The following is a 12,697-nucleotide window of genomic DNA, read 5'->3' as shown; positions in this document are numbered from 1 at the left end:
GTGTTCTAAAGGCTGTAAAACTAAAAGCTGGTGCGAAATACTCAATGACATTGATTGTAATATCCCTTGTATCTGATTGCCTGCCTCGACTGTCTGTGACATAAGCTCGAATAGTTGCTGAACCGTTGAAATTCATCATTCCTAAACGGCCTCCATTTTCGGAAACACTATTTTTCTTGTTTACAATTTCAGCACGATATCCAGTTATGGTAGAACCATATGCACCAGATGGACTAGTAAAGTTGACCTGAATATCCGAAATAATTTGTAAGAAGTTGTTTCCATTCAAGAGTTGTCTTGCAGCTGTATTCATGTCTGTTAGTGAAAGACTAGCAAATGTAGGTTTTACACTTTCGGGTATCGCCATATACCATCCATTCGAATAAACATCATTTCCTACTTGAGTATTTCCATTATATGTCCGTAGGCAAATATCCATTGTACCTGAACTAGCTTTGGTGTTGTGTCGTGCAAGATCAAGGCTGGGGACGAAAGAAACACTTGTAGTGTGGTTCTTACCCAAGTCAATCCAATCACTTCCAAACACTCTATACCACACTTGATGAGTGAAGGAACTCGATTTTCGGTCAATGGTAAGAGTATGAAGACTTCCTAACCTCCTATCTCCTGATAGGGCGTTGTCGTTTACCCAACTAGATCGAGCAATAGGAGATAGTGTAAAGGTTGAAGAAACGGTAATTGTTCCATGAATACCATTGTTTGGATTAAATGTGCATGAGAAAGGAAAGGATTTAATACCGTCGGAATTATGACTAACAGAGCTGGAACCTCTAGCAAGCGTGTACTCCTCGCCTGAGGTTTCCCAAGTCGGCCTACTACTGTGCACATTACTACCATCTAAATTAAGAGAAAGGGTACTATCTCCTTGTTTGTTAAACGTGGGATAACCGCCAGTTCTACTAACTGTCAACCTCCAGTTAACTGTTGAGGAGTTAGCGGAGATATCCTGATTTCCTTGGTCAATGTAAACATTTAAGTACAGGCTGTTGTTTGAATTACTAAATTTCGCCAAAATTCTATCCTCCTACGTATCGTATGACATTCACATCTTGATTTAAATAGTATTCCTCAGTTCTAAATCTTCCGATTTGAACGGATGCTGTAAAGATACCATTATCAATATTGATAACACCTTGAGAAATGTACATAACCTCTTTACCAGCTGAAAACATTGATATGCGATCGTGAGTCACCTTGATTGTCGAACTTGCATCATTCTTACCGATAATCAATCCCTCATTTGAGGAACTCATGTAAGTATCAATGAATTTCTTCAACTCCTTCATTCCTCCAAACTCGGTCGTGAGAAGCTCGAGTCTGCGACCTGCCTCAACTAAATCAGCCTCAGATTTTTTCTGATTTTCAGTATTTGCTTTTACAAAAGCATTGTAAGCTTTCTCAAGTTCTCCTAATGCTTCCATCGATGCTTTTGCTTTTAGCTCAGCTTCATGGATTTGTGTTTTTTCTGAAAGAGCATTAATTTGTTCCTGAGTCAGCCCTTGGTCTGCTTTAGAGTTTAGTTGTTTTTGAGTCTCTGACCAGTGAGGTTGCCAGCTCGTCATTGGTATGGCTCCAACTGTTAAAACGGCCCAATCAGCATTACCAATCCCTTCTAGTTCTCCGGTAAAAAATGAAACAGTATCGCCAGCGTTAAGATTTTTATTAGATGTAAAAGTAGCGCTCCAAACATCCAACTCAAAGCTATATGATAGCTTTATCCACTGCCAATTATCACTAGGGTTTTCACGAATTCCAAAAATAAGTGTACTGTTATCACTCCTCCACCATTTAGCGCTTAATGTGTACTGTTTACCAGATTTCAAAGGTTCAGCTAAGATGAAATTTTGTTGATGCTTATTTCTCCATCCAGTATTTGAATCTAGTAAGATATTACCTGATTGCTCTGTCGTCCCAAATAAAGCTGTCCACTTATATCTTGCAGGATCTTGACTATCTGATTCATTAAAGTCCGTTAGAGTGCCTAAATAGCGCTTATTCGTGCTATCTGTTGTACTGAAACCATCACGACCATCCGACGAGTTAGCCCATGCCCTGTGAAAATAAGGAGTCCGACCATCAACACCAGCTTTCCCAGGTATGCCTCGAGGCCCATCATCGCCTTTAAATTTTGTCCAACGATAATCAGTGGGATTCATGCTATCAGTAGGATTAAAGTCCTGATACATACCTATGTAAGGCTTAATAAAAACAGTTTGACTAAAACCTCCTCCGGTCGCATCATCAGCATAGGCAATGTGGGTGTACTGTGTGCGTCCATCGACACCTTTTAAACCAGGAATGCCACGATCTCCTTTTGGACCTTGCAAGCCTTGAAGTCCTGGTGCTCCTTGCTCCCCACGTTCGCCTTGAGGCCCTTTAGGTCCAGGTTCTCCCTTGTCACCTTTCTGCCCGTTTTGACCATCTGAAACGTTCACAAAAGAAATTTCATCGATAGCCACTTGGTTATTATCTATATATGCTGAAACAGTGAGTGTTGAGGTTCTATCAATAGTTGAACCACGTACAAGATATTTCATCCCTGTTGAAACAGTACCATCTAGTGACCAGCGCCATGTGACACCAGTTACAATAGGCTTCCCTCCTCTATAAAGAGTTGGTGTTACAACACTTTCACCACTACCATTCTTAAAAATTACACCTTTGTCGGTTGATAATTTGATGATATAAGGTTTTGAATTCTCAAAAAGTCGTTCAAATGCTGATTTGATGCCAGATGATAACTTATTCTCCAAAGCTTTAAAGTTCGCAAAGGTAGTCTTGTTACTTGAGGGATTTGTAAAACTAATTTTTTGTTCTGAAATTCTCGCTTTTACAATTAAAGCAGGGTTAAAGCCATCATCATAAATCTGTATAGTATCTCCGATTTCAGCATCTACGAAACCATCTACTTCATAAGTGATAGCTGGATAACAATGCTGTTTTAATTTTAAGTAAGCAAGTCGTCTCAGTTCATTTGGCTCATCAGTGTCAAAGTGAAAATCTCGTCTTGTCCACTGGTCATTAGCCGTTGAAGAAGTGAAAGTTGAAGGATAGAGCTGCATAGAAATAGGAGCGTAAAGCGATTGACCTCTCTGGTAAAACTCTACTTCTCCTTTCTCATTCTTAATTGACCATTCTCCCAAATCAGCGATTGTCAAAACCTCTTTTTCAGGATCTGTTTCTTTTTCCTTTTTCTTGGGAGGTCTTAAAATCCGCTTCTCAGTATTAGAAGGTCCACCTTTCTTACTCGTAGTCACAGTCTGTTCAATAGAACCATCAGAACGGGTAGTTGTAGTTGTTGTAATCCGTGTCTTGTCAGCTAGCTTCGTTATTTTCGTATGGACTATGGTCTTACTCTTGGTTCCATCTGAAGCTGTGCGAATGATAGTCTCAGTTGTTGAACCATCTGAATTCTTTACTCTCTGGCTAGATAGATGACGCTCTCCGCTATCTTCAACTTCTACAGTTGGCATTTTACCTGTCGGTCGGATAGTGTTAAAAATGCCAGTCTTATCGATTTCACGAGTTATAGACCCGATATTTTTACCATATGTCAAGCTGATGTCTGTTCTTTCTCGTCCAACACCTTGATGCTCACCATCGTTCTCATGATATACATTTACAGTGAATGCTTTAATAGAACTATCTGCATGGAGCTTTGTGTCAAAATCAATCTCCGCACCAAATTGCTTCGCTAAATTGAGTAGTCGAGCTAGCTTGGTCTCCTGATTAGTCCATTCAAGCTTGAGCTGTTTCTCTGAAATCTCATTGATTCCAACAGATAGTAGAGTATAATTCAGCAAATCCATTTCCTTGCAATATTCTACAAAGGTCATCGCTTTAGTGGCTTTATAAGGATTTGCATACTCATTGATTAACTCAAGATTGAGGTTGATACAATTGACTTTGATAGTTTGTTCGTTCTCAATTACTTTATGAACGGTAAAAAGATGCGTTCTATCTTTGTATTCGAAAGAAATAAAAGCTTTCTCGTTTAGATGATTGTGAATCTTCGTAAGAGCAGAGTCTGTATTCAAAACTTTCTTAGCAACAGTAAAGTCAAAAGTCGATGAACCAGTTTCGAGATTGCGAACCCATGCGTCATCATAATAGTTCAATGCGCCCTGCTTATCATTATCTATTGATGCTACTTGACGCAAATTCATATCATGGATTGTTAAGAGCATTGCTACAACCACCTCTCTTCAAATTTTACTGATACAGTAGGTTTCTTTTTAACCCAGCTTGATGTATAAATCTCAAGTTGACTTTTCCCAGGAGGAAGCGTAATCCATGAAGAACCATGGACCCTATCTCCAAACTTATTGATCCCATCAACCATGATTGTGTCTTCCTCGCTGTTAATGACGATTGTAGAACCAATTGGATAGCGATTGGGGATATCTTTGGCCGTTGAGACAAAATCTTTTTGATACATGAATTCGTCTAGATACATGTGTGATAGCAATGGACGGTCTCTAACTGCCCCTAGCGTAATATGAATTTTTGCTGATTTTTTACCTTTTATTTCAGGTACAACAAAACTATAATGAGAGCCTTTAAAGTACACATGCAGCCTATCATCATTTCTTCTCAGCTCTGTCCAACCTTTATTCGCAAAGAAAGGATCTTCAGTTTCTCCTTGAGGACCGGTTCCTATGAAATACCACCACTTGATGTATTTATATCCACCTTTGCCATCTGTAGTAAATACACTATACTCACAGTCCACCGTTGTGTAACGCTTATACGTTTCAACACCGTACAAAAAATCCCCATTCGTATCTGATACTGTAACCTTTATGAACCCACATTGACTGGCAATGGCAGCCATAAAAATCTGTCGCCATAGGAGATAATCATTTAAGGACCCCACCTCTCCATTGCTATCGGCAGGAATGGTCCACGTTAAGCTTTGGGCGTTATTTTTGTTTTTCTCCAAAGCTCCTATGTCTGACAGTTCAATATGGTTCCCTCCCCACATATCTGATGTATTTAAAGTTCCAACTAAGCGTTCCTTGTTATCGTTTGTGATAGCTACGCCCTTATCAGAGTTTTGAAATCCTCTCAAAATGTTAGAACCTCTATAATCCAGCAGAACTTGGGAAGCCGTCGTTATTTCAGCATCAATTTCCTCGCGATTGCCCATTTCAAAGGTTGACTTAGAATTGACAACCCCAACATAGCCATTATCAGAGTTGTTTTTGATGGTGATGATTGGGTAAGTATCAACATTTCCATCGTTATTGATGTTAAAGACAAACTTACCTGTTTCGAATGTCGGATTAGACACTTCTTTGTATGCTGACGAATGAGCTACACCGTCTGGAACGATGAATTTCATTGAGCCAGTTGATCTACGACCAATCGTTTCCTGCATCGAAATACTTTCAATAGGCATGGCCAGATAGTATTTATCAGGCTCATCTGAGAAGACAAGTTTTTTAGCACTGCTGACATTAAAAATACCCGCAAGCTTATGCTTGAGGGCATTTCTATCTTTAGACCAAATAGAGAATTTTACTTCAATGAATTTCGCTTCTATGGTTTGTTGTTGAATATTTACTCCAACGCTTGCAGTATAAGATGTTGTGATAGAACGATTATTCCCAATATCTCGTTGAATATCATGAATTTCGATAAGTTCACTTAAATCGAATTTGTTAAAATTCATAGTAACCACACTCATTCAAGTACTCCTCTCATCATCATTTGTAGTTTTTCATATTCTTTTTGCTTCTTAGTAATAATATCCGTAACTACAGTACTATCCATATAAGTATCTGAGTCTTTATTAAGGATAGCGGTAAGCAATTTTTCTAAGCTTGATCTCAGAATCCTCATCTCAGACACGACTTTATCTGTATCTTGTCCGTTTTGAGCATTAGTAGTTTGAACAGTGATATTACGCTGAGCCGCTTCCATTTCTTGCAAGAATTTAGCGTCACTCGGAATCCCGATACCAGAAGCATATTTAGGAACACCCATCTCACGCATCAATCTTCTTGTCTTATCCGCTCGCAAGACCTTTGAACCTCTCGGAAGAGGAAGTAAGACATCTCTGCCTTGAGGAATGAAGCTCTGACCATTTGGAAGAGTAACCATTTCCTTGTAGTTGCTGTTCCTTTGGTCGTTGACAACGGCAAGGCCACCAGGGTGATAGTTGGTACCGTGAGCATGCTTACTCGCAAAGATATTCGTAAAGAAATTACCAGTCACGCTATCAATCCAGCTCTTAATACCCGAAAGAACACCAGAAGCATTATCTCGAGCGTTAATAGTAACAGTTTTGTCCTGAATACCGTTTACTCCCGTTTTCACCTCGCTAACAGTCGCAGAAGTACTATTCTTAGCAAGAATATCCACTGGATTATATTGCTTAATACCATTAATGGCACTGCTTGTCTCGTTTCTAACGCCACCAGTCTGATCAGTCGCAAACAGGCCGATAGGTGCTTCTTGTTTGGGCGAGTTTACACTTGCTTGAGCGCTTCCGACAGCCGCACTCGTATTATCTACTGCATTTAAAGATTTAGTCTCGACAGCCGCAAAATTCCAAGCTGTAATTTTATCAATAGATAATCGACCATTATTTAAAACATTCGTAGGGTCTACCTTCAAATCTTTTGTAAATGGTGTGGTCGCATTCCAGGTTGTTAGAGTATCAGTAGAGCGAGCAACTGCCTTTCTTAGGCTTTCATCAGTAGCGAGCAACTCCTTCTGTTTTGGTTTCAGATTTTCATAATTAGACAGAGCTTTCGAGGCTTCATCTGCCTTGTTCATGATATCTGTATTCTTCAAAAGAAGTTCCTTGACTTCAGCTGGCATACTGTTCCATGTTTTAAGATGAGTTTCACTGTCAAAGATAGCTTGTAAGCCAGTTTGGTTCTTGACAATCACTTGTTTCTCTTCGAGAGTCATGTCTTTCCATTTACCAGATTCGACAAGAGCCTCAGCAATAGTCGCACGAGCATTCGAGTTGATTTCCGCAGTTTTAGCAATAAACTGCAATTGTTCCCAACCTTCCGCAGACTTGGCAGCCTCACCGATAACTTCCTTAACATTGGATTTTACTTGGAAATTCCCATTCTTATCAATGTTACCTACCAACAACGACCAGGCATCGTTAGCCTCTTTCACTTCCTTGCTCATCTCACTAGTATAGTTAGCAAGGATGCTGTGTGAATTACCTACCTTTTGAGAAGCTACCGCAGCTTTCTTTCCGATTTCTTCATAGGACAAACCATATTCTTCCAGAACCTTCTTGGCTTCTTCCCAATAGTTCCAACTTTGACCAGTTCGAGTTTTTACCTTATCATCGAGATTTTTCATGACCTGGTAGTACTTACTTCCCAGAGCTTCCATGGTTTGAGTATGGTTTGCTTCTAGGGTCTGTAGTTTCTTGTTGTAAGTTTCTTGATCAATGGCTTTCCCATCAAGCAACTCTTTCAGCTCACTCTTTGAGTTCTCGTAGAGTTTCTTTTCTTCGTCAAGAGCTTGCTTCAAAACATCTTTAGTATGCTTCAATTGCGTTTCATTCAGACTTCTGACATCGCCATTCAAAGCTTGTAAAGCTGCCTTCTGTTGCTCTGCTGACAAATCCATCATGGAGAGTTTGGCCTTAATCATCTCATTCTGATTGTTCAGGATGATTTCTTTTTCCTCCTGAGAGAACTTACTTGCATCACCATTGTGTCGCTGATAAATCTCATTGATTTGATTCATCATAGACTCAGTATTAGATACCATTTGCCCATTTCTTTCCTTAGCTTTTGCGATATCTTCTTCACTAAGTCCCCATTTGGCACCGAGTTCTTCCATGCGCTTATTGGTTTTATCCGCAGCAGCAGCAATCTCTTCGTAGAGCTTTTTAAAGGCTCCAGATACCTTATCAGCATCTCCAGTATGAGTACCGAAGTTTGCGACTGCTGTACTAGTTTCATCCACTGTTTTTTGAAAGTTTCGCAACTCTCCACGCTGAACGTCGCCTAAAGTAGAGCCGAATTCCTCCGCTTTGATGCGAGCTTCGTCCTTTTTATGGCCCAAATAAACTAAACCACCAGCTAATAAAGCAGTTCCTCCAAGTAACAACCCAATTGGATTAGAAAGGGCCCCAACAGCTCCGGATAATAGCGATGTTTTTGAAGTAACAGCTCCTACTCCGTTTGCTAGAGATGTAGCTTCGCTACCTAATTTGGATACTCCAAATCCATTTTTAAATAAATTAGATACGATTCCAATTCCTTTTGAAATCCCGCCTAATCCTTTTACAAAACTACCTATTATTGATGTTCCTTTTCCAAACAACTTCAATGCAGGACCGGCAGATGCTGCCATCATCCCCCATTTAAGTATATTTTCTCGTTGCTCTTTTGAAAGAGAACTAAATTTCTTAGCTAGATCAGCCAAATGACTTATCCAAGGTTTTCCGGCTGTTAATCCATCTTTTAAGGCATCTAAAAGCGGACCCCCGAACTCAATTGCAATATCTGTTACTTCATTTTTTAGCATTTGAAGTTTTGACTGCATCGTTTCGTAACGTTTCCCTGCTTCATCAGACAATGCTTTACCTTTGCTCCACTCATTGTTGGCAACCCCCATGGCTTTCCCCATGGTTTCAGCTGCAAGCCCCAAAGATTTCAGCATATTAGATTGTCGAATACCTGTCAATCCAAGAACTTCTAAGATTTTATTTGTATCTTTTCCTCTTTCACCGGCTTTACCTAAACCTTTTATAAAGTCTTGCAATGCTTCAGCAGGTTTGGTTCTCCATTTTTCTGCAAATTGTTCAGCAGTCATACCGGCTGTATCGGCATAGACTTCGAGTTCTTTCCCTCCTTCTGACACCGCTTTAGAAATGCCCGTCAATGTTTGCGTCATAGCTGTTCCACCAGCTTCGGCTTCAATACCTACAGAACTCATCGCTGTTGACAATCCAAGGATTTCAGGCATTGTTAAGCCGGCTATCTTACCGGATGCAGCCAAACGATTAGCCATTTGAACAATATCGCTTTCTGTTGTTGCAAAATTATTCCCTAACCCAACAATTGTAGCACCAAATTTAGCAGACCAACTATCAAGATCATCGCCTTTAACCTGCATAATGTTTCCAATTTTTGCAATGGAGCTAGCGGCATCTTGAGCGCTTAGATTGGTTGACACCCCAAGGTCAATCATGGTTTTTGTAAAACCCTCGATTGAACCAATTGGAACACCTAATTGTCCGGCAGCTTCTGCAACACCAGCTATTTCTGTTGCACTAGCTGGCATAGTTTTAGACATTTTTCTAATGCTTGAACTCAATTCATTAAATTGTTCCGGTGTACCGTCAACCGTCTTTTTTACTCCTGCAAAAGCTGACTCATAATCCATCGCTGCTTTTACTGCTAACCCAGCGCTTGCTACTAGCGGTGCAGTTACGCCCGTAGTCAATTGTCCGCCTATTTTAGAAGCGTTATTTCCAAAATTCTTTAATCTATCGCCACTTTTGTTTAACCTTTCGCTTAAATCGGTCATTTTATTAGCAAAGCTATTCTCTCTACCGACAGCGACTAAAGCTTCTTTAACACGATGAAGTTGCCCTTCCATCGCCGCTAACTTAGCGTTTTCACGCTCAATCTCAGCAGCAGCCTTGTCGAACTTAGCTGTACCAGGTTCGAGAGTATCGAAACTTTTCTTCATCTCGTCAAGGACTTTTCTTTGCGATTGAATCGCTTGACCAAGTGTCTTGTACTTAGCTTGAAGCAAGTCCGTATTTTTCCCATTGTTTTTAAGGGAACTATCTAGCGCCTTTACATTGCTTTGAAAGTATTTAACCGCATTCTTAGCACCATTTAGAGTAGGATTGAACTTTGACACGTCCAGCCCTAGCTCGATATACATTTGACCTAACGGCGTTCCACCTGCCATTCAAATCCTCCTTTTTAAATCATTTCTAGAAAATCAGCAAGATCCATGACTTCCTCAGTTTTAGCAGATTCGGTTTCACCAAGAACGCCCATTAGGTCCTCCCAGCTCGTATCCATAACATCGCGAATACTCATACCATATGGCCCCTCAGTAGCTTGCTTGACAAACCCATAAAACCGTTTCAGTGCTTCACTTGGCTTTATTTTTTCTCCTTTGGGTCAACATCACCCACCAGATGAGAGTAGATGTCTGCAAATACCGCAAAAATATCTGCCATATCCGTGAATTTCAAAAGCTCTTCCACTTCCAAATCTTCAAACAATGAGGCGATAAATTCCAATTGCTTGTCTAATTTCTCTACATCTGATACATCAGATGATAGTGCTTCATTGAGAATCAAGTAGTCGCGATAGTCCTTGGTAGTAATTTCCTTACTTGTCTTTTGAACATCTTGACCCTTTTCATTTTTAATTAAAAATTTAACTTTAGCCATTTACTTTCCTTTCTAGAAAAAGATAAAAAGAGAGCTTGCGCCCTCTTCCTACCCTGCAGCAACCATTTTAAGTTGTCCTTTGAATTTTTTGAGCTTAGTTTCGTCCTTACCAATGTATTTCACATAGTAAAGACCTTCTGTTCCAGTATCGTCGCTTGCGATAGCAGAAAAGCTCAAGTTGTCGTCTGACAGTTCTTCTTGCTTATCTTTAAGTGTTTCAAGCTCTTCAGCATCCATTGAGAACTGACCTTTAAAGAACCCTACCTGCGCCTGAGTCCCATTTGCAGTCTTAGATTCAAGCATTACTGAGCAGAATGGTGCAGTAGTATCAGCGCCGATACCAATGATTTCATCTTTCACTTGGTGTCCAAGGATCTTAGCCAATACCGTTGGAGGGATATCAACCGCAGTCATTTCCATCTTCACATCGCCCACACCACGGTTTGATACGTGATAAGCAACGTCACTACCGTATGTTTTCACCGGATCACTTGCAAGACCAGAAATTTTAGCAGTACGAGTCGCACCTTCTCCTGTCTTACCTTCGATTACGAAAAGGTTTTGTCCGAGCGTTGGAGCGGCGTTACCATCCAACACACGAATTGTCATACGTTTAAAACCAACTAATGCCATTTATAGCACCTCTTTCTTTAATTTAGTATTCTTCGTATAGAGTACTCTGACCTTTATAGGTTCGAGCATCTACATAGCGTTTGATTTCTGGAATCCATTCATCCAAACCACCAACGGTCTGATAAAATCCCTGGTCTTCCATAATCTTTTCAATTTTTCTTTGGAGTTCTTTGCACTCCATGTAGTTTTTAGACTCTACATTGACCTGATAGAGAAATGTCTTGGCCAAACTAGTATTACTACCATGAGCCGTCTGCATGGGCGGACCAACTGGTCTAATGACGATACTTGTCTCATTGCTTGGTAGTGATTCCGGCCGATTAAAAGACTTGATGCTGATTCCAACTAAAGTCTCATCTTTTTTCAAAGTCTCATAGAGTTCGTTGAATTTATCTTTGACCATCTAAAAACCTCCTATCTTCAAATGACTAGCCATTCTGTATTTGTAGGTTTTAGCATGAGCCTCTGAGAATCGTCTAATAACACCGAAACCTCTCGGATGCGGATTCTTGCTATATCCAAACTCATTCAAATGGACCAAGCGCCAACGAGAGCCTTCACCAAAACCAATCTTCACAACAGGAACGCCAGTAGCAAGACCAGTCACACGTCCAGCAGTAGCACTTTCAATAGTGGCTCCAGTATCTTTGTAGACTTGCAAAGCACCTTTAAATTCTTCCAAGGTTTCATTTGCGACTTCTTTCAAGGCACGACTAGTAGCACGTTTGACTTTAGCATCACCAAGACGAGCGTCAATGTTTCTAAGAACATCATCAAATCCTCTCAATTCTGCTCCACTAGACATCTTGACCACCACCAATAATGACTATCAAAAAATCCCGATTATCAAAATCAGGACGAACATCTATAATTTGCCATTTTTCGCCATTAAGACGATTGTCGCTAACTTCGACAAAATGCTCATTCTTCGGCTGATAATCAGATAAAGGGTCTCGAATTTTAAGAGTCATCTTAGCTTTCATCGACTTCCCAGTTGCGATTTCAATATCTTTAAAACTAGGAGAGTAAACTTGCCCCATTGTGTAAAAAGCCTTCTCGTGACTCACATCGCGACCATGAAACCCCTCCTCGACTTTAGAAGTATAGAAAGTCAAGGGGGTTCTTAGGTCTCCGTTTTGAGCCTCTGGCTTCTTGTAACGATAGCTAGGACGATTAGTCTGATAGGACATCAGATATTGTTACTTCTGTTTGTTTTTCTGCCCATTCAACAAAGCCAGGTAATGCTTCATTGATTTCATCAAAACGTTCTTTTGTCGCTTCAAATTCTGAACCAACTGAGCGATATTGACCTTCTTTAAGGTCGTAAAATTCTTTCAAAACCTTAATCATCTATTTCCTCCGATTTATAATTTTCAAGAGATAACGCCATCAAATCTCCTTGAAAGTTTTGATAAAAAAATTCAACTTGATCATTGTAGGCATATCGTGCACGCTCTAAAATAAGTTCTCTCACTCGTGGATTGTGGTTTGTAGTACCCACGATTTGAAAAATAGCCTGTTCAGAGCTTTCTAACATTCTGGAGAGGTTATCATCCTCTACGTCGTGAAAAATCCTCATTCTCTCCTTGAACGCAGTAAGGAGAAAATGAGGTTCTACTTCGGCAGTCATGACTCAACTCC

General features: G+C 40.2%; 11 protein-coding genes. All 11 read right to left on the bottom strand.

The window, feature by feature from the left end:
- Positions 1-1,033 (bottom strand): DUF859 family phage minor structural protein (locus EII37_RS08160; protein WP_221620936.1); only part of this gene is annotated, 1,033 nt, incomplete at its 3' end.
- Positions 1,034-1,037: 4 nt separating this feature from the next.
- Positions 1,038-4,208 carry a phage tail protein gene (locus tag EII37_RS08155; protein ID WP_124788222.1) on the bottom strand — a complete coding sequence of 1,057 codons (3,171 nt, stop codon included), beginning with the start codon at positions 4,206-4,208 and terminating at the stop codon, positions 1,038-1,040.
- A gap of 2 nt (positions 4,209-4,210) precedes the next feature.
- Positions 4,211-5,710, bottom strand: a complete 1,500-nt coding sequence (locus EII37_RS08150; RefSeq protein ID WP_124788221.1) for a distal tail protein Dit — start codon at positions 5,708-5,710, stop codon at positions 4,211-4,213.
- The gene (locus EII37_RS08145) at positions 5,707-9,930 is read right to left on the bottom strand and encodes a phage tail tape measure protein (protein WP_124788220.1); all 4,224 of its coding nucleotides are present in this window, start codon (positions 9,928-9,930) and stop codon (positions 5,707-5,709) included. Before EII37_RS08145 ends, EII37_RS08150 begins: the two co-directional genes overlap by 4 nt.
- Positions 9,931-10,129: 199 nt before the next feature.
- A complete protein-coding gene (gene gpG, locus EII37_RS08140; RefSeq protein ID WP_124788219.1) occupies positions 10,130-10,423 on the bottom strand; it encodes a phage tail assembly chaperone G in 294 nt (97 codons plus the stop codon).
- A gap of 48 nt (positions 10,424-10,471) precedes the next feature.
- Positions 10,472-11,056 (bottom strand): major tail protein, encoded by a 585-nt coding sequence (locus EII37_RS08135; protein WP_124788218.1) that lies wholly within the window; start codon positions 11,054-11,056, stop codon positions 10,472-10,474.
- Positions 11,057-11,078: 22 nt separating this feature from the next.
- Positions 11,079-11,459, bottom strand: a complete 381-nt coding sequence (locus EII37_RS08130; protein ID WP_124788217.1) for a hypothetical protein — start codon at positions 11,457-11,459, stop codon at positions 11,079-11,081.
- Entirely contained in the window at positions 11,460-11,861 is a 402-nt protein-coding gene (locus EII37_RS08125; RefSeq protein ID WP_124788216.1) for a hypothetical protein, read from the bottom strand.
- A complete protein-coding gene (locus tag EII37_RS08120) occupies positions 11,854-12,246 on the bottom strand; it encodes a phage head-tail adapter protein (protein WP_124788215.1) in 393 nt (130 codons plus the stop codon). Before EII37_RS08120 ends, EII37_RS08125 begins: the two co-directional genes overlap by 8 nt.
- Entirely contained in the window at positions 12,230-12,406 is a 177-nt protein-coding gene (locus tag EII37_RS11175; RefSeq protein WP_185695983.1) for a hypothetical protein, read from the bottom strand. Before EII37_RS11175 ends, EII37_RS08120 begins: the two co-directional genes overlap by 17 nt.
- Positions 12,399-12,686 (bottom strand): phage gp6-like head-tail connector protein, encoded by a 288-nt coding sequence (locus EII37_RS08115; RefSeq protein WP_124788214.1) that lies wholly within the window; start codon positions 12,684-12,686, stop codon positions 12,399-12,401. Before EII37_RS08115 ends, EII37_RS11175 begins: the two co-directional genes overlap by 8 nt.
- Positions 12,687-12,697 lie beyond the last annotated feature (11 nt).

Source organism: Streptococcus sp. OH4692_COT-348 (assembly GCF_003859975.1).
In the GTDB taxonomy this organism is placed as follows: Bacteria; Bacillota; Bacilli; order Lactobacillales; family Streptococcaceae; genus Streptococcus.
Note: the sequence above shows the minus strand (reverse complement) of the source record. Positions and strands in the feature narration are given on the sequence as shown.

Coding starts and splice junctions, on each gene's coding strand:
- EII37_RS08155 (WP_124788222.1), bottom strand. CDS start 4,208: ATGCTCTTAACAATCCATGATATGAATTTGCGTCAAGTAGCATCAATA.
- EII37_RS08150 (WP_124788221.1), bottom strand. CDS start 5,710: ATGAGTGTGGTTACTATGAATTTTAACAAATTCGATTTAAGTGAACTT.
- EII37_RS08145 (WP_124788220.1), bottom strand. CDS start 9,930: ATGGCAGGTGGAACGCCGTTAGGTCAAATGTATATCGAGCTAGGGCTG.
- gpG (WP_124788219.1), bottom strand. CDS start 10,423: ATGGCTAAAGTTAAATTTTTAATTAAAAATGAAAAGGGTCAAGATGTT.
- EII37_RS08135 (WP_124788218.1), bottom strand. CDS start 11,056: ATGGCATTAGTTGGTTTTAAACGTATGACAATTCGTGTGTTGGATGGT.
- EII37_RS08130 (WP_124788217.1), bottom strand. CDS start 11,459: ATGGTCAAAGATAAATTCAACGAACTCTATGAGACTTTGAAAAAAGAT.
- EII37_RS08125 (WP_124788216.1), bottom strand. CDS start 11,861: ATGTCTAGTGGAGCAGAATTGAGAGGATTTGATGATGTTCTTAGAAAC.
- EII37_RS08120 (WP_124788215.1), bottom strand. CDS start 12,246: ATGTCCTATCAGACTAATCGTCCTAGCTATCGTTACAAGAAGCCAGAG.
- EII37_RS11175 (WP_185695983.1), bottom strand. CDS start 12,406: ATGATTAAGGTTTTGAAAGAATTTTACGACCTTAAAGAAGGTCAATAT.
- EII37_RS08115 (WP_124788214.1), bottom strand. CDS start 12,686: ATGACTGCCGAAGTAGAACCTCATTTTCTCCTTACTGCGTTCAAGGAG.